This is a genomic window from Shimia gijangensis (assembly GCF_900142085.1).
In the GTDB taxonomy this organism is placed as follows: Bacteria; Pseudomonadota; Alphaproteobacteria; order Rhodobacterales; family Rhodobacteraceae; genus Shimia; species Shimia gijangensis.
Window position 1 is genome coordinate 117,463 of the sequence record NZ_FQZQ01000006.1, and the last position, 17,883, is coordinate 135,345.

Annotated in this window: 17 protein-coding genes; 13 read left to right on the forward strand and 4 right to left on the reverse strand. The window is 53.1% G+C overall.

The features are described 5' to 3' along the window. Window positions 1-189: 189 nt before the first annotated feature. Window positions 190-1,140: a lipoyl synthase gene (gene lipA / locus BUC32_RS07245; RefSeq protein WP_073251120.1), complete on the reverse strand. Its 951-nt coding sequence runs from the start codon at window positions 1,138-1,140 to the stop codon at window positions 190-192. A gap of 260 nt (window positions 1,141-1,400) precedes the next feature. Between lipA and katG the strand changes: the two genes are divergently transcribed. The 3 genes from katG to BUC32_RS07260 all read left to right on the forward strand — a co-directional run bounded on the left by katG (window position 1,401) and on the right by BUC32_RS07260 (window position 5,141). After that, entirely contained in the window at window positions 1,401-3,593 is a 2,193-nt protein-coding gene (gene katG, locus BUC32_RS07250; protein ID WP_073251123.1) for a catalase/peroxidase HPI, read from the forward strand. A 162-nt stretch (window positions 3,594-3,755) separates the two neighbouring features. Next, window positions 3,756-4,301: a peroxiredoxin gene (locus BUC32_RS07255; RefSeq protein ID WP_073251125.1), complete on the forward strand. Its 546-nt coding sequence runs from the start codon at window positions 3,756-3,758 to the stop codon at window positions 4,299-4,301. Between the two features lie 150 nt (window positions 4,302-4,451). Further along, window positions 4,452-5,141, forward strand: a complete 690-nt coding sequence (locus tag BUC32_RS07260) for a DsbA family oxidoreductase (RefSeq protein ID WP_073251127.1) — start codon at window positions 4,452-4,454, stop codon at window positions 5,139-5,141. A 95-nt stretch (window positions 5,142-5,236) separates the two neighbouring features. Here the strand turns inward: BUC32_RS07260 and BUC32_RS07265 are convergent, their stop codons facing one another. After that, window positions 5,237-6,076: a DUF6456 domain-containing protein gene (locus BUC32_RS07265; protein ID WP_322788016.1), complete on the reverse strand. Its 840-nt coding sequence runs from the start codon at window positions 6,074-6,076 to the stop codon at window positions 5,237-5,239. A gap of 489 nt (window positions 6,077-6,565) precedes the next feature. Here BUC32_RS07265 and BUC32_RS07270 point away from each other — a divergent pair, with 489 nt between their 5' ends. Next, window positions 6,566-6,877: a DUF6477 family protein gene (locus BUC32_RS07270; RefSeq protein WP_073251128.1), complete on the forward strand. Its 312-nt coding sequence runs from the start codon at window positions 6,566-6,568 to the stop codon at window positions 6,875-6,877. A 1-nt stretch (window position 6,878) separates the two neighbouring features. Here BUC32_RS07270 and BUC32_RS07275 read toward each other — a convergent pair whose 3' ends face one another. Beyond that, window positions 6,879-8,423 (reverse strand): trimethylamine methyltransferase family protein, encoded by a 1,545-nt coding sequence (locus BUC32_RS07275; RefSeq protein WP_073251130.1) that lies wholly within the window; start codon window positions 8,421-8,423, stop codon window positions 6,879-6,881. A gap of 140 nt (window positions 8,424-8,563) precedes the next feature. After that, on the reverse strand, window positions 8,564-9,253 hold the full coding sequence (locus BUC32_RS07280; RefSeq protein ID WP_073251132.1) for an MgtC/SapB family protein: 690 nt from the start codon (window positions 9,251-9,253) through the stop codon (window positions 8,564-8,566). 174 nt (window positions 9,254-9,427) lie between these two features. Between BUC32_RS07280 and guaA the strand changes: the two genes are divergently transcribed. The 9 genes from guaA (at window position 9,428) to BUC32_RS07325 (ending at window position 17,833) form a co-directional block, all read left to right on the forward strand. Further along, window positions 9,428-10,981, forward strand: a complete 1,554-nt coding sequence (guaA, locus tag BUC32_RS07285) for a glutamine-hydrolyzing GMP synthase (RefSeq protein ID WP_073251134.1) — start codon at window positions 9,428-9,430, stop codon at window positions 10,979-10,981. Window positions 10,982-11,131: 150 nt separating this feature from the next. Continuing rightward, window positions 11,132-11,491, forward strand: a complete 360-nt coding sequence (locus BUC32_RS07290; RefSeq protein WP_139280672.1) for a hypothetical protein — start codon at window positions 11,132-11,134, stop codon at window positions 11,489-11,491. Continuing rightward, on the forward strand, window positions 11,488-12,354 hold the full coding sequence (locus BUC32_RS07295) for a DMT family transporter (RefSeq protein WP_073251138.1): 867 nt from the start codon (window positions 11,488-11,490) through the stop codon (window positions 12,352-12,354). Before BUC32_RS07290 ends, BUC32_RS07295 begins: the two co-directional genes overlap by 4 nt. 141 nt (window positions 12,355-12,495) lie before the next feature. Further along, a complete protein-coding gene (locus tag BUC32_RS07300; protein WP_073251141.1) occupies window positions 12,496-13,431 on the forward strand; it encodes a DMT family transporter in 936 nt (311 codons plus the stop codon). 111 nt (window positions 13,432-13,542) lie between these two features. Then, window positions 13,543-14,412 (forward strand): ATPase, encoded by an 870-nt coding sequence (locus BUC32_RS07305; RefSeq protein ID WP_073251258.1) that lies wholly within the window; start codon window positions 13,543-13,545, stop codon window positions 14,410-14,412. Window positions 14,413-14,445: 33 nt separating this feature from the next. After that, the gene (metA, locus tag BUC32_RS07310) at window positions 14,446-15,369 is read left to right on the forward strand and encodes a homoserine O-acetyltransferase MetA (RefSeq protein WP_073251143.1); all 924 of its coding nucleotides are present in this window, start codon (window positions 14,446-14,448) and stop codon (window positions 15,367-15,369) included. A gap of 25 nt (window positions 15,370-15,394) precedes the next feature. Beyond that, window positions 15,395-16,312, forward strand: a complete 918-nt coding sequence (locus BUC32_RS07315; RefSeq protein ID WP_073251145.1) for an alpha/beta fold hydrolase — start codon at window positions 15,395-15,397, stop codon at window positions 16,310-16,312. Between the two features lie 41 nt (window positions 16,313-16,353). After that, window positions 16,354-17,223: a polyphosphate kinase 2 gene (gene ppk2 / locus BUC32_RS07320; protein ID WP_073251147.1), complete on the forward strand. Its 870-nt coding sequence runs from the start codon at window positions 16,354-16,356 to the stop codon at window positions 17,221-17,223. Next, window positions 17,216-17,833: a TetR/AcrR family transcriptional regulator gene (locus tag BUC32_RS07325; RefSeq protein ID WP_073251149.1), complete on the forward strand. Its 618-nt coding sequence runs from the start codon at window positions 17,216-17,218 to the stop codon at window positions 17,831-17,833. Before ppk2 ends, BUC32_RS07325 begins: the two co-directional genes overlap by 8 nt. Window positions 17,834-17,883 lie beyond the last annotated feature (50 nt).

Sequence of the window (17,883 nt, forward strand, 5' to 3'; positions counted from 1 at the left end):
TGGTTTTTGGCATTGTGGCTCTGTGCCTTGCCCTTTTTGCGATTGAACGCATGTTTGGCTGGCCGGATGCCCTCACTCCAAATATGGTCCGTGGCCGCATTCTCCCCTAAGCCATCATTTGGCTAGAGGTACTCCGGGGTGAGTGGTCGAGATGCCGCATTTTGACCATGAGGGGCGGCGCCCCTACCCTTAATTCACTCCGAATTTTTCGTTGCGCGCGGCTTGAAGTTTGGCAAAATCATCACCCGCCAAATAGGACGACCGGGTCAGCGGCGTGGCCGAGACCATCAGGAATCCCTTGCCATAGGCTGCGGTTTCATAAGCCTTAAACTCGTCAGGCGTTACAAAGCGATCCACCCCGTGGTGTTTGGGCGTAGGTTGTAAATACTGGCCGATGGTCAGGAAGTCGATATCCGCCGCGCGCATATCATCCATCACTTGCTGAACACCTTGTTTGTCTTCCCCAAGCCCCACCATGATGCCAGATTTGGTAAAGATCGATGGGTCCAGTTCTTTAACACGCTGCAACAAGCGCAGCGAATGGAAATACCGCGCGCCAGGGCGAACCGAAGGGTAAAAGCCCGGAACAGTCTCAAGGTTGTGATTGAAAACATCCGGCTTGGCCTCAACAACGACCTCAAGAACCTCTGGGGCACATTTGAGGAAATCCGGCGTCAGGACTTCAATTGTCGTCTTGGGTGAGCGATGACGCACGGCGCGGATGGTTTGGGCAAAATGCTCAGCGCCGCCATCGGCCAGATCATCACGATCCACTGAGGTTATGACCACATGGTTCAGGCTCAGCTTTTTAACAGCCTCAGCCACGCGCCCGGGTTCAAACGCATCCAAATCGCTGGGTTTGCCAGTTGCGATATTGCAGAATGTGCAGCCTCGGGTACAGATCTCGCCCATAATCATCATGGTCGCGTGGCCCCGGCTCCAGCATTCGCCTGCATTGGGGCACCCAGCTTCTTCGCAGACCGTCACAAGCTTATTATCGCGCATGATTTTCTTAGTGGCGTTATAGCCCTCACCGGTTGGTGCCTTCACACGAATCCATTTCGGTTTGCGCGGTTGGGCATTATCCGGGCGATGCGCCTTTTCTGGATGGCGTTGTTCAGGGATTTTCAGATCACGCAAAGGTCTTTACCTCGGGTCAATTCAGATGGGTCGCTTCATAACATAGAGATACACTTGGGAAAGGGCCATAGGCGCATGTCTGCCATGCGTCACCTTTGGGACTGCGACAATCTGCGCATCCTTCGTTGATCGATCTTTAGAATGCTTCTAAACTCCGTTGTGTTGCGAAGCGAATCTGCCAAATTCGAATGAGATGCTGAATTTAAAAGCAGATTTCTTTGCTAAATGCGCGAACAAACAAAGCATTAGGGAGAGAATTCATGGATGAAAATGGTTCAAAAGGTGCATCCGGATGTCCGGTGACACATGGCGCCACCAACGTGGGACTTCGATCAAACCGAGATTGGTGGCCGAACCAACTCAATTTGAAAATCCTTCATCAGAATTCGACCAAATCCGACCCGATGGGCACCGATTTCAACTATGCCGACGCCTTCAAGTCTCTGGATCAAGAGGCGCTCAAGAAGGACCTGTTCGCCTTGATGACCGACAGTCAGGACTGGTGGCCGGCAGATTATGGCAACTATGGTGGGCTTTTCATTCGGATGGCCTGGCACGCAGCCGGCACCTATCGGACAACCGATGGCCGCGGCGGTGCCGGAACAGGCCAACAAAGGTTTGCCCCGCTAAACTCCTGGCCCGACAATGGTAATCTCGATAAAGCTCGCAGGCTTTTGTGGCCGATCAAAAAGAAATACGGCAACAAGATATCCTGGGCGGATCTACTGATCCTAGCTGGCAACTGCGCCATAGAATCTATGGGGGGTCCTGTTTTTGGGTTTGGCGGCGGTCGCGCTGATGTTTGGGAGCCCGAAGAAGATGTCTATTGGGGTGCCGAGGCTGCTTGGCTGGCCACCAGTGACACCGAAAACAGCCGATACTCCGGCGAACGCGATCTGGAAAATCCTCTAGCAGCTGTGCAAATGGGACTTATTTATGTCAATCCTGAAGGCCCAGACGGACAACCCAGCATCCTAGCTTCGGGCCGCGATATTCGCGAAACCTTTGCGCGTATGGCAATGAATGACGAAGAAACCGTGGCGCTTGTTGCGGGTGGGCATACATTTGGCAAAGGGCATGGGGCTGGCAACCCAAACCTTGTTGGGCCGGAACCCGAAGCCGCTCCAATCGAGGCCATGGGCTTGGGTTGGATCAATGCCCATGGTACAGGCAAGGGGGGCGACACAACCACAAGTGGCATTGAGGGCGCTTGGACCGCAGATCCGACAAACTGGGACAATGGTTACTTTGACTTGCTGTTTGGCTATGATTGGGACTTGGAAAAAAGCCCGTCTGGCGCGTGGATCTGGGCGCCCGTAGGCGTCAAAGAGGAAGACATGGCCCCGCAGGCTCACGACCCTTCCAAAAAGGTCCCAACAATGATGACCACGGCGGATATGGCAATGCGAATGGATCCGATTTACGGTCCAATTTCGAAACGTTTCCATGAAAATCCAGACCAGTTTGCGGATGCTTTTGCTCGCGCTTGGTTCAAGCTGACCCACCGGGATATGGGCCCCATCGAACGTTATCTCGGCGACGATGTTCCGAGTGAAGAGTTGATCTGGCAAGATCCAGTTCCAGTTTCCGAAACGGACCTGAGCGAAGCCGATGTAACGGCATTGAAAGCGCAGCTTTTGGGGTCAGGCCTGTCAGTGTCGGATTTGGTCAAAACCGCTTGGGCTTCTGCTTCGACCTATCGTGGATCGGACATGCGTGGGGGCGCCAACGGAGCCCGTGTTCGCCTAGAGCCACAAAATGGTTGGGAAGCAAATGAGCCGGAAGAACTCGCACGGGTGTTGACCTCTCTCGAAAAAGTGCGCGCTGCTTTTGCGAAACCTGTATCTATGGCCGACCTGATTGTTCTGGGCGGGGCGGCAGCGGTTGAAAAAGCGGCACGTGATGCAGGTCATGAAATTAATGTCGAAACGACATTGGGACGCGGTGATGCCACCGCTGAGCAAACAGATGCAGAGTCTTTTTCTGTCCTCGAGCCTGCAGCAGACGGTTTCCGCAACTTCCAAAGGGCACAATTCGCAGTATCGCCTGAGGAAATGTTGGTCGATAAGGCGCAGCTTTTGACCCTGACAGCACCAGAAATGACAGCTCTTGTTGGAGGAATGCGGATGCTGGGCGCCAATCACGGCGGCGTCCGACATGGTGTTCTGACGGACCGGCCGGGTACTTTAAGCAACGACTTTTTCGTCAACCTTTTGGACATGGGCGTTGACTGGGCACCAAGCGGCGAAGACGGCATTTATGAGGGTCGCAATCGCACATCCGGTAACGTGAAGTGGACTGCGACGCGGGTCGATCTGGTGTTTGGGTCAAATTCTCAATTGCGCGCATTGGCCGAGGTCTACGGTCAAGACGATGCGGGTGGGAAATTTGCCCGTGATTTTGCCGCTGCCTGGAGCAAAGTCATGAATTGTGGCCGCTTCGACCTAAATTGACATTAATATATGGAAACTTGGGGCGCCGGCATTGTTTCCGGCGCCTTTTTACATCTGCGTCACCTTTGCCTATTGAATTCAGATTAGAATACTTCCAATTCTCAAACTCATAGGGATGCCCCACCTTTTGGGGAATCAATTATCTGCCAAATGAGGTACAAAATGAAATCAGGCCTGCAACTCCCCGTTGTGACTTTCAAAACTCGTGTTCGCGACGAAACCATCGGCGGTGACAATCCGTTCCGCTGGCAGAATATGACAACGGCGGACTATTTTGCCGGAAAACGCGTAGTGCTTTTCTCGTTGCCCGGCGCGTTTACGCCAACCTGTTCAACATATCAGCTGCCCGGCTTTGAAAACAACGCTGAGGCTTTCGCGGCGCATGGTATCGATGAGATTTACTGCATGTCCGTGAACGATAGTTTTGTAATGAACAAATGGGCAGAATCGCAGAACTTGTCCAACGTCAAAGTCATCCCAGACGGTTCGGGTGAATTCACTCGCAAGATCGGTATGCTGGTAGCCAAGGATAACCTCGGTTTTGGCGCTCGCTCGTGGCGCTATGCGGCGATAATCAACGACGGTGTGATCGAAGCATGGTTCGAAGAACCCGGCCTGTCCGATAACCACCTTGAAGATCCTTATGGTGTGTCTTCACCAGAAAATGTTTTGGACTATTTGCAGTCTGCGAGCCTGAAAAGCGCATAAGAGCCTGCTCTAGAAATGTAGAAAACCGGAAAGGCTTGTGTGTTTCACACAGGCCTTTTTAATACGACCTTGTAATTAGCACAGTGTCACATTGAATTCGGTTCGACAGTTTTGTTATCGGTGTCACATTCACAAAAGGGGAATTCGGTCATGACAAAGGTCAAATTGGTTCACTTCTCAGATGTTCTGTGTGTTTGGGCACATGTTGGGCAAGCCAGCTTTCAAAAACTCATGGAAAACTTCGGCGAGAAAATTGAAGTTGAAGCCCACTATTGTTCGGTCTTCCCTGACACTCAGACCAAGATCAAAAACCTATGGAAAGATCGCGGCGGCTTTGAGGGATACGCAGCGCATGTCCAAGACGTTGCGGAGCAATTTGATGGCTTTAAGGTGCATTCTGATGTCTGGAGAAAAATTCAGCCACGATCTTCGGCAAGCCCACATCTTTTTCTAAAGGCCATTGAATCGTTGGAAGGTCCGGATGCGCAACAAACGAGCTACTCAGACCGACCCTCTGCCAAGGCCGCACGCGCATTACGTCAGGCATTTTTTGGTGAGGCACAGGATATCGCCAACTGGAACGTTCAAAAGACCATTTGCCAGGACATCGGACAGGATTTCGACAGAGTTCTGCACAAGATTGAAACCGGTGAAGCCATAGCGAACCTTGCTGCCGATTACGATTTGGCGCAGTCAATGCATGTACAGGGCAGCCCGACCTATGTTCTGAACGAAGGGCGACAAAAACTTTTTGGCAATGTGGCCTACAGCATTCTAAGCGCCAACGTCAAAGAGTTGCTCAGCACAGACTTTGGTGAAAACGCAACTGAGTGCTCCTGAGCACTTAGGAGTACGGACGGCGCGCTTCATTAGAAACGCGCCGCCCTTTCGCTCGCTGTTGGCTCAAAACTTCAAGCGAAAAACCCTTGGAGGGGTTATCCAATCATACGTCCTGCACCCCCTGATTGCGAACGATAATATTCACTCAACCGCATTAGGGCGATTCTGAGCACAATCTTGCCGGATCGAGCAGACCACCCAAGGTGCTTTTCCGCAGTCTCGAGTCCTTCCAGGAAACAACAGCAGCGCAGCGCGACATCCGAAAGTCCTTCGCCCAATTCCCGAATGGCCTGCACAACACGTTCTCGTGCCATGGCCGGTGTGCCTTTGACGCCGGTATCAGTGACATAGTCTTCCGGATTCTGCCCGTCGAGAAACCGTTTCCAGTTGGTGGTGTCACGCGGCCCCATTTGAGCCAACTCAAAGTCTTCACGAAGCCTTTCACCTGCAACGACTAGGTCTTCATCCAAAAACGGCGCGCCCGATTTATCGCGTCGTCGCGCCAAAGCTGTCAGCGGAGAATCCGCTATGGAAAACCGCATTGGACGCCCCTTGGCAGGCATCACTGCACCACTGAGATTTGGGCCGGCGAACGCTGCCTGGGCTTCGGCAAATCCCTGGGCCTGATTTTCCGCTTCAGCAAGCATTCGGTTCAAAGCACTGCGACCCGTTGCCGTGATATGATACCGCGAAATCCGCCCCGGTGTGTTGCAGGCAATCCAGTCTTTGAGCACCATGGCCTGTGCAATATCACGATCCACGACCGCAGTGCGCGCAGTTGAATCGTCGTTTTCCCGAACCACGACCGCCTTTTCCATCTCTGCGGCGACAGCCAGAACGGCGCCGGTTTCGCAAAGGCGACGCAAAATACGCATGCCCTCTCGGTTCAGAGTGGCCTCATTTGGCAGGCTCTCGTCCATCAAGATATCGTTCATTTGACAGGTCTCCTCAAATTTCACTGAGCGGGGTGAAAAATCTGAATTCGTAGCCAATGCCTGCAATGCTTCATCCATCAACGGATCGTCCCGCAAATTTTCGAGTTTGCGTATCTGGCGCATAACGGTAGACGGATGACTGGCTTGAGCACGCGCAATTTCACGGATCGACAACCCCTTTTCCGTGTGCAGCAAATACCTTTGCACAGCGACTGGCGGCCATTTCGATCTCAAGTGTGTTTGTGTCTTTGCCGTCATGTCGCGCCCCATTAAGGTCAGTAAGACTCCCATAGTTTCCCACAGGTTTTACGTAAAATTGTCCACAAATTAGAGCTTATTTGTTACCCAGCTGTTAAAATAAGCCCGTGAAGACATGATTGTTTCCAATTCATAAACAGTCTCAAAATCACCCGTGCGCCGGACCCAAGCACAACGCAACACCCGCATAAGTTGAGTATCCTTTCAAGAAAACACGAAAGGACTCACATTATGAAAGATATTCTAAGCCTGCTCAAAGACCTGCGCCGCCCACGGCTTTTGATACGTGCAGCACGACATGGGGTGGATGAATATCAGCGCGAGCAGCACCTGAAACGGCACCTTGGGTATGGCCGCCTACCCAAAAATGGCGCAGCGTTGATGCAACTTGTGGAAAAGGAACGTGCCATGAACGACCAACGGCGCAGCGGGGACGCCGGGTACTCAATTGTGCATCATGTTGACATTTTGATTGCGATCATGGGAGAGGCACGCTTGTTGCGCACTTCTCCCACGGTGAATACTGCCGACACATTGGCCTAAATCACATGAAAGAATCCGGCATGGATTCCTTCCGCTGTGCGACAAAGGCTTGCAGGGCTTCTTCGACAGACGGCTCGAGAGCTGGCTTCTGGTAATCCCCCAAAAGCTTTTCGACCCGGGCCGAGGCCAGGCTGCGCGTATCTCGCGCGCCTTCTTCTTCCCAGGTCTCATAGGGTTTGTAATCAAGCAGATCAGACTTCCAGAACGCAGTTTTAAAGTTCGCCTGGGTGTGCGCACATCCAAGATAGTGACCACCGGGGCCGACTTCTCGGATAGCGTCCATGGCCTGCGCTTCTTCGTCAACCGAGACCCCTTTGGCCAGGCCATGCAGCGCACCAAGCTGATCCGCATCCATCACGAATTTCTCAAAGTCTGCAACCAGTCCACCTTCTAGCCAGCCACAGGAATGCAACATGAAATTCACCCCAGAGGTGAGCCCCATGTTCAGCGAGTTTGCGGTTTCATAAGCTGCCTGCGCGTCAGGCAATTTTGAGCCGCAGAAGGAACCCGCAGACCTATACGGCAACCCCAGACGGCGTGCCAGCTGACCCGCGCCATAGGTGATCAGAGACGCTTCTGGCGTGCCAAAAGTCGGCGCGCCGGAATTCATGTCGATCGAGCTCACGAAGGCGCCAAAAATGGCAGGAGCACCGGGGCGTACAATCTGGCTATAAGCCACGCCAGCCAAAACCTCGGCCAGAACCTGTGTCAGCGTACCCGCCACCGAAACGGGCGCCATCGCGCCGCCAACGATAAAGGGCGAAATGATACAAGCCTGATTGTTCTGAGCGTAAACCTCAAGCGAGCCCATCATCACATCGTCAAAGGTCATCGGCGAATTGATGTTGGTTAGCGAGGTCATCACTGTGTTGTTCTGCACAAAGTCTTCACCAAACAAAACGCCACACATATCCACCGAATCTTGAGCCCGGCTGGGCTCTGTCACCGATCCCATGAATGGTTTGTCTGACAGGGTCATATGCGCCATCAACATATCCAGATGGCGTTTGTTCACCGGAATGTCGGTGGGTTCACAAACAGTGCCACCCGAATGGTGCAACCATTTGGACATATAGGCGAGCTTCACGAATTTGTTAAAGTCATCCATGGTCGCATAACGGCGGCCGCCTGCAACGTCGCGCACGAAGGGCGGGCCATAGACCGGTGCCAACACCAGGTTTCGTCCACCGATAACAACCGATTTTTCAGGGTTGCGCGCGTGTTGGGTGAATTCGGAAGGGGCTGTTGAACACAATTTGCGGGCCAAACCACGCGGAATGCGCACACGTTCTCCAGTGATATCGGCACCCGCTTCACGCCAGCGATCAAGCGCGGCGGGATTGTCGACGAAGTTGACACCGACCTCTTCCAGAATAGTTTCGGCATTGTATTCGATGATCTCAATAGCTTCTTCGTTGAGGACTTCGAAATTCGGGATGTTGCGCTGAATGTACTTTGCAGTCTCAAACGACACTGCACTGCGCTCAGCGCGGCGAGCAGCACCTCCGCCTCCACGACCCCGACGACCTGTTCTTGCTTCTGGCATGACTTCCCCTCACCCCAAAGGTGTTACGTTTCCTCTATGGTTTTAATCGGCCCGAATGCCATTGCGCCGAAGGATAACGGCCTTTGAGGTTGAAAAGCGACATTCTGCCGGGATTGCTTCCCAAACAATTTGATCTGACATCACACTTCAGCCATTTCCCAATTCACAGATTGAATGCTTGGCTCGATCATCAAAGGCGCTATGGCGGCTTTCAGTATGCTGTCGCTGTTGTCTTCGACACTTACCAGAACATCAAAACCTGTTTCATGGTCTTCGCTCTGAACATCCATTGCGATCACACTAAGTCCCGGAAGAGAAAGTTTATGAACCAGTATCTGTCGCACTTTCTGTTCATGTTTCTCTTTGGAAGTGACTCGAATACGGTATTCCAAACACAAGGGTTGCCCGGCTTGCGTCTTGCGCTTCAGCCACTTGACCAACGGTCGCAAGCCAAGATTCACGAACACAATCGTTGCCGTCATCAAAAGCGCAAATAACCCAGCCCCTGCCCCCGCCATCAACCCAACAGCGGCAGAACACCAAAGGGTTGCAGCCGTGTTCAGCCCGTGGATGGTGAATCCGTGGCGGAAAATAATACCAGCACCAAGAAAACCGATCCCTGTCACAACTTGTGCTGCAACCCGCGTGGGACTGACTTCATTAGGATATAGGGCCGAGAATATCACGAAACCCGCCGCCCCAATTGACACCAGGGCGTTTGTTCTCAAACCTGCCATTCGTTGGCGCACTTGCCGTTCTGAGCCAATAATGGCACCGCAAAGCAGCGCTAAAGCGAGATTGATGGCAGCTTGATCAAGGCTTATGGGCATGTTGTCTCCAATGTTTTCTGGATCCAAAGCTATATTTGGCAGGGTTGAGTTGGCGGACAGCTACGCCGTTAAAGGAGCCATCCGCGACGTCTCGTGGCCTTTCTGGTGGGATTTTTGGCAGCTGGGATCATTTGCATTCTTGCACTGACAGCGCGGTTGACTTAGAGCCTCGCTATGACACAGCATGCACGCCTATTAATCATCGACTTTGGCAGCCAGGTTACGCAGCTTATTGCGCGTCGCCTGCGTGAACTAAACGTCTATTGCGAAATCCACCCCTATCAGAATGTCACCATGGATGTGGTGCACGAGATGTCGCCCCGCGCGATTATCTTTTCTGGTGGCCCCGACAGTGTGACCCGCGAAGGGTCTCCGCGTGTGCCGCAGGAAATCTTCGACTTTGGCGTCCCGATCTTGGGTATTTGCTATGGTCAGCAAATGATGATGCAACAGCTTGGTGGTCACGTCGACAGCGGCCACGGTACAGCCGAATTTGGCCGCGCCTACGTCACTCAAAAAAATGATCTCGACATTCTGGACGGCTGGTTTGCGGACGGGGACGAGCAAGTCTGGATGTCGCATGGTGACCACGTCAGCAAAATCGCACCCGGGTTTGAGGTCTACGGCACCTCGCCCAATGCGCCTTTTGCGATCACTGCAGATACCAAGCGTCATTTCTACGCGGTTCAGTTCCATCCCGAGGTGCACCACACACCAAACGGCGCCAAGCTTTATGAGAATTTTGTCAAACTGGCCGGGTTTACGGGCGACTGGACCATGGGCGCCTACCGCGATGAAATGATCGGTAAGATCAAGGATCAGGTTGGCGACAAAACAGTCATATGCGGTTTGTCTGGCGGGGTCGATTCGTCGGTCGCTGCTGCCTTGTTGCACGAAGCGATTGGCGACCAACTGACGTGCGTCTTCGTCGACCACGGCCTTTTACGCAAAGACGAAGCCAAAGAGGTTGTCGCAATGTTCCGCGACAACATGAACCTTCAAGTTATCCATGCCGACGAAACCGAGCTGTTTCTGGGCGAATTGGATGGGCAAAGCGACCCTGAAACCAAGCGCAAGATCATTGGCAGACTGTTTATCGATGTATTCCAAAAATACGCGGATCAGATCGACGGCGCCGAGTTCCTTGCTCAAGGCACGCTTTACCCGGATGTGATTGAATCCGTCAGCTTTTCTGGCGGCCCGTCTGTCACGATCAAATCCCACCACAATGTCGGCGGCCTGCCCGAAAAAATGGGCCTTAAACTGGTCGAACCCCTGCGCGAGTTGTTCAAGGACGAAGTCCGCGCCTTGGGGCACGAATTGGGCTTGCCTGCCAGCTTTATCGGTCGTCACCCGTTCCCTGGCCCCGGCCTTGCTATTCGGTGCCCCGGCGAGATCACTCGTGAAAAGCTCGAAATTCTTCGTGAGGCAGACGCGGTTTACATCGACCAGATTCGTAAACACGGTCTGTATGATGACATCTGGCAGGCGTTTGTCGCGATCCTGCCCGTGCGCACCGTGGGCGTGATGGGCGATGGCCGCACATATGATTTTGCCTGCGCTCTGCGCGCAGTCACTTCCGTGGATGGTATGACAGCGGATTATTTCCCCTTTAGCCACGAGTTCCTGGGGGAAACCGCGACAAGGATCATCAACGAAGTCAAAGGCATCAACCGGGTGACCTATGATATTACCTCAAAGCCTCCGGGCACGATTGAGTGGGAATAAGTTCTGACCTCGCGCCACCTAACCGGGTGGCGCTTTGGTTTCCATGGGCCAAACATTTGTAGAAAAGTGTTCTTCACGTCGAATTTTCTAGATAATTCTGATCATCTCAGGGAATGATGTCCTGTCGTAAACAACCGCAAGGGATGCCCTGTGATCACCAGAATGCTAGCACTTGGCCTGATTGCCGTCAGCAACTCAGCCTTTGCCGCTCCTCCGCTCACTTGCGAGGGATACGAACCAGATTGGTTTCTCACCCTCACTGAGACTCAGGCACAAATACGGTTTGGTCGAAAAACCGACTTTGAGATTCCACAATCCAACATTGCCGAAGGTCAGGAAAACTGGCCGCGTGCCTACACGCTGATCGCCGATTTTGACACGGCTATCGTGCTGGTGAACGAAGTCAGTTGCGCTTTGGCGGGACGCGAGTGGCCGATCACGGCTCATGTACTGACTCAACGCGGACAAACCCCAATCCTTTTGACTGGCTGCTGTACGGTGGCCGAATGAACAACATCCTGCGGTCGGCTTTGTGGATGAGCGGCGCAATCCTTTCATTTTCATCCATGGCCATTGCAGGACGTGCAGTTGCCACGGAACTCGATACATTTGAGATCATGATGTACCGGAGTTTCGTCGGTGTTGTTATCGTTGTTGTGATCTCGACTTTGACCCGGACGCAGTCCCAGATCACGCGCCGCTCTCTGGGTGTACATTTTGTTCGCAACGCCGCCCATTTTGCCGGACAAAACCTGTGGTTTTTTGCGCTCACGCTCATTCCGCTAGCTCAGGTCTTTGCGCTTGAGTTCACCTCTCCGCTTTGGGTCTTGGTGTTATCTCCATTTGTGTTGAAAGAGCGTTTGACGTCGACCCGAGCGATTGCCGCAATTCTCGGGTTCATAGGTATCCTCATTGTCGCACGCCCAGGTGCCAGCCCGATCAACGCAGGTGTTATAGCTGCAGCACTTTCTGCCATAGGCTTTGCAATTTCCATTATGTTGACAAAGCGGCTGACGCGCACCGAAAGCATCACCTGCATTCTGTTCTACCTCACCACAATGCAAGCCATATTTGGCATCATTTGTGCAGGCTGGGACATGGATATCACCTTGCCTTCGGCACAAACCGCGCCGTGGTTGATTCTGATCGGATGTGCTGGTTTGTTGGCACACTTTTGCCTGACAACTGCTCTTAGCATCGCTCCTGCAACAGTTGTCGTCCCGATTGATTTCATCCGGCTTCCTGCAATCGCCGTGATCGGGATGCTATTCTACAATGAACCTTTGGACATGTTTGTGCTGCTTGGCGCAGCGGTCATTTTTGCGGGTAACTATCTGAACATACTAAGCGAAACACGACTATTTAACGCCTAAATCGCAGCCATACGAAGCAGTGCTACAAAGGCTGTTCTGGTCTGAAGCCCTTTCACCTTGCCTTTCGATAAGTAGGAAATTGGTCGTTTTTTGCGCATGTTTCGGAGTGCTTCCCGTTAAACCTGCTGGTACCCGGAAAACATGACACAGCTTTCTCAAAAAACCATATCCGTCCGTGCATGGGCCGAATTATTGCTGCTCGGGATTGTTTGGGGCGGCGTTTTTCTGGCTGTTCGTATTGCCCTAAACGAAATTGGCGTACTTACGGCGGTTGCCCACCGAACGTTTTGGGCTGCACTTGTCTTGTGGATGGCTGTCGCCTCTTTGAAGCTATCAATCCCACGTTCTCCACGCGTTTGGGGCGCTTTTCTGGTCATGGGATTGCTCAACAATATCATCCCATTCACGCTCCTAAACTGGAGCCAACTCTATATCGAAAGTGGGCTCACCTCGATCTTCAACGCGGCAACCGCCATCTTTGGCGTCGTCGTAGCAGCCATTTTCTTTGCTGACGAACGCTTAAGCGCCCGCAAAACACTTGGAGTGGTCATAGGGTTTCTGGGCGTCGTTACAGTGATTGGATTCCAAAATCTTACCGCGATTAACATTACCAGCGTGGCACAGTTCGCCGCGCTTGGCGCCACTTTGTCCTATGCTTTTGCAGGTGTCTGGGCGCGCAAACAGCTTGCTGGCCTCACGCCTCAGGTGGCGGCTGCCGGAATGGTGACATGCTCGGCTCTGATCGCTCTTCCAGCAGCCTGGATCGTCGACGGCCCGTTTCGTTTTGGCCTTCAGCCTCAAACATGGGCAGCGCTGGCCTACTTCTCAGTGATCGCCACTGCAGGCGCGTACCTTTTGTATTACCGGGTTCTCGCTATGGCTGGCAGCGGCAATCTCATGCTGGTCACGCTACTGATTCCACCTTTCGCCATCGGACTTGGGGCTCTGATCCTTGGAGAGACCCTTTCAGCCAATGCATTCACTGGGTTTGGCCTGTTGGCTTTGGGGCTTTTGGTTTTGGATGGGCGTTTGTTTGGTTGGCTCAAAACCCGAACTTCCAAAAAACCGCAGGAATGAAGCGAACGATGGACGAGATGGTTCTCTTTCTCGCCATGTGATCCCGCATAACCGTTTGACCCAACGCCCTGCCCCCGTTACCAAAACCTCATGAAACCAGAGGGTCAGGCGATGATCTACAAATCCGCAGATGACTGGCGCAATGCGCCGCGCAAAAAAGTACTGCTGTTTGGCATGTCAGGCCTGGGCAAAACCCATGTCTCAAATCTGTTGCGCGACAGTGGTGACTGGTTTCATTACTCGGTCGATTACCGCATTGGTACGCGTTACATGGGCGAACATATCGCCGACAACGCCAAATCTGAGGCAATGAAAGTGCCATTCCTGCGCGAGTTGTTGATGACAGACTCGATCTATATCGGCTCCAATATCACGTTCAACAATCTCGCCCCATTGTCTGCCTATTTGGGCAAACCCGGCAATCCCGAACAGGGGGGCGTGCCGTTTGCGGAATACCTGCGCCGCCAAGAGCAGCACCACGCAGCGGAAGTTTCTGCATTGCTGGACACAGCCCCCTTTATTGATCGGGCGCATGACCTTTATGGGTATGACAATTTTGTCTGTGATACTGGCGGGTCCATCTGCGAGGTTGTCGACCCAAACAACCCAGATGATCCTGTGCTGAATTCACTTGCTGACAACACGCTGATGGTCTGGATCAAAGGATCAGATGCCCATGCAGACGAACTGGCGCGCCGGTTCGACAAGGCCCCCAAGCCTATGTATTATCAGGCAGATTTCTTGACCTCCCGCTGGGATCAATATCTATCAGAAAGCCAACTTGCCGAAGATCAGGTTGACCCGAATGCCTTTGTGCGCTGGACCTATTCCGCCGCTTTGGCGCATCGTCAACCTTTGTACCAAGCCATGTCAAAATGGGGTGTGACCGTCACGGCCGAAGAGGTTGCGAAAATTAAATCGGCCGCGGATTTCGACGATCTTATCGCCCGTGCCATTGAACGCACAGAACCAACCGAGTAACCCGCAAAGCTTCTTTCAGGAAAGACCAGACCGATGCCTATTAAACTGCCTTCCGACCTACCCGCCTTTGACGTGCTTTCGCGCGAAGGTGTGATGGTCATGTCGGAGCGTGAGGCAGCCCGGCAAGATATTCGCCCATTGCGCATTGGCCTGCTGAACCTGATGCCCAAAAAGATTCAGACCGAAAACCAGTTTGCCCGCCTGATCGGCGCTACGGCATTGCAGATTGAACTGTCTTTGATCCGTATGAGCGAACACAAAACACGCAATACAGCGGCCGAGCACATGGCTGAGTTCTACCGCCCCTTTGAGGAAATCAAAGCTTCAGGTGAAAAATTTGATGGGCTGATCATCACCGGTGCCCCGATTGAGCATATGCCATTCGACGAGGTGACCTATTGGCAGGAAATGTGCGAGGTTTTTGAGTGGACGCAGACTCATGTGCATTCCACTTTTGGCGTTTGCTGGGGTGGGATGGCTATGATCAACTACTTCCACGGCGTCAAAAAACACATTCTGGACCACAAGGCCTTTGGCTGCTTTCGACATAGCAACCAAGACCCCGCGTCGCATTTTTTGCGCGGGTTCTCAGATGATTGTGTCATTCCGGTTAGCCGCTGGACCGAGATGAAACAGGACGAGATCGATGCCGCCGACGGCTTGAAAACCTTACTGAGCAGCGAAGACTCCGGCCCCTGTTTGGTTCAGGATGCCGCGCATAACGCCATCTATATCTTCAACCATTTTGAATATGACAGTGGCACGCTTAAGCAGGAATATGATCGGGATGTGGCCGAAGGCACCCCAATCAATGTGCCGATGAACTATTATCCAGGAGATGATCCCAGCCAAACGCCGATGAACCGTTGGCGCAGTCACGCGCACCTTTTGTATGGCAATTGGATTACCGAAATTTATGAGACCACCCCCTACGATATGAGCGAGATTGGGAAGTAACCTGTTTGTTTTCTATGTAATTTCTATGTCGGTTTTTTTGAGCTTTGTGATTTGGAAAGCCCGTCGCCACGAAATACGCGCGGAATTCAGCCATCCACCGCGCGGGCAATTTCTGAACGTCAATGGTCACAGAGTGCATGTGGAAGTGCGTGGCAAAGGTCCGGATCTTGTTCTGATCCATGGGGCTAGTGGATCAACCCGGGATATGACCTTTGAACTGGCACAACACCTCGAGGATCGTTACCGGCTACTGATCTTTGATCGTCCCGGTCTTGGATATTCTGACCGGATCAACCAAACCGGGGCCACGTTAGAACAACAGGCTGATCTGCTGAGTGAGGCCGCGGCGCAACTAGGGGCGGACAGACCGATCGTTATGGGCCAGAGTTATGGCGGCGCGGTTGCTTTGACATGGGCTGCACGGTTTCCAGACCGGATTTCTGCGCTTGTGCCTGTTGCTGCCGTATCCTGTATCTGGGCTTCACCTCTAAACACATATTATCGCATCGTGTCTCATAAATGGTTGGGACCGTTGACAATTCCTCTAATCACGGCTTTTGTACCCGATGCTCACGTTGACAAAGTTCTGGCCAGCGTATTTGTGCCGCAGGACGAACCCAAAGGCTATGGCGCATATTTCGGTCCCGGTCTTACGCTACGGCGGAAAACGCTGAGGGCCAATGGGCTGCAACGCGCCAACTTGTTAGAGGAAATCCGGGCGTTACAGCCCCATTTTGGCAGCATATCAGTGCCAACTGAGATCGTGCACGGAGAAGAGGACACTACCGTTCCGGCCTGGAACCATGCCGAGCGTCTGGTGAGTCGAATTCAGGGGGCACATCTGACCCTCCTGCCCGGCATCGGGCATATGCCCCATCATGTCGCGCCCAAGGAGGTCGTAGCCGCAATCGACAGGGCGGCAACCCGCGCCGGATTGCACTAGGCGCTCTCCGCGTCCATATTAAGAAAAAACGGAGAGGTTTCATGGAGCTGCCCTTTGAAGGAGCGATCAGCGCATACTACGGAAACGATGCGCCTGACAGCGTGCGTCAGGCCATCCAGTTTGCCGAAAAGGGTGACATTCTTGACAGTGACTATCCACATTCAGAGCGGCTGAACCGCAAGGCTTATGACGCAGAAATGGCGGCACTACAAGTCGAACTGGTCAAAGTGCAACGTTGGGCCAAAGACACTGGCGCGCGTGTTGCGATTGTTTTTGAAGGGCGTGATGCCGCCGGAAAAGGCGGTACAATCAAACGCTTCCGGGAGAATGTTAATCCTCGAGGCGCGCGCATTGTCGCTCTACCAAAGCCCTCAGAGGTCGAACAAACCCAATGGTACTTCCAACGCTTCATCGACCACCTGCCCGCCGGTGGTGAAATCGTATTCTTCGATCGTTCATGGTACAATCGGGGTGTCGTCGAAAAAGTGTTTGGCTTTTGCGATGATGTTCAGCGCGCCCATTTCTTTACGCAGGTTCCCGATTTCGAGAAAATGCTGGTCGATGAAGGTATTCACTTGTTCAAGTTTTGGCTAAATGTCGGTCGCGCTGAACAGTTGCGCCGTTTTCTCAAACGCGAATCTGACCCGTTAAAGCAATGGAAACTCAGCTGGATTGACGTTGAAGGGCTAAAAATGTGGGATGACTATACGTCCGCGATTGAGGAAACACTCGAGCGCACCCACGCACCGGAAACACCCTGGACTGTGATCCGGTCAGATGACAAACGCCGCGCCCGCCTCGCGGCAGTGCGACACATTCTGTCATCGCTGGACTATGATCGCAAAAATCACAGTGCTATCGGCAAGGTCGACGGGTTGATTTGCGGCGGACCGGACATCTGGAATGCGTAAGCGTGGCTACCATCATGGCAATTTGCGGCAAGCTTTGGTCGAAGCAGCGTTTACGCTGATCGAAGCCAAAGGCCCGACAGGCTTTACCTTGTCCGAAGCCGCCAAACAGGCCGGCGTCACCCCGGCCGCCGTGTACCGTCACTTTGAAGGCCGCGAAGACCTGATCGCCGAAGCTGCCCGCCAAGGCTATGAGATTTTTGCGGACCTGATGCAATACGCCTATGACAAAGGCCAACCTTCTGCTTTGGCTTCATTTGAGGCCACAGGCCGTGCTTATCTGGCGTTTGCGCGTCAGTATCCAGGGCACTACATCGCAATGTTTGAAAGCGGCATTTCGGTGAACCGCACCTCGGAACTGGCCGAAGTTGCCGCCCGGGCGCGTGGCGTCATGGAAAAAGCGGCCATGGATCTTAGCCAGCATATCCCATCTGACAAACGCCCGCCTGCCAGCATGTTTTCGGCCCATATCTGGGCCATGAGCCATGGTGTTGTTGAGCTGTTTGCGCGGAACTCTCCGGGAACCCAAAGCCCGTTCTCACCCGAGGACCTTCTGGAAAGCGGGATCGGGGTTTATTTGCGCGGGTTGGGATTGATAAAACCCGACGGTTAAGTCGTATTCCTGTTGGAACTCATGATTCACTCACTTACGTTGCCCCCAAG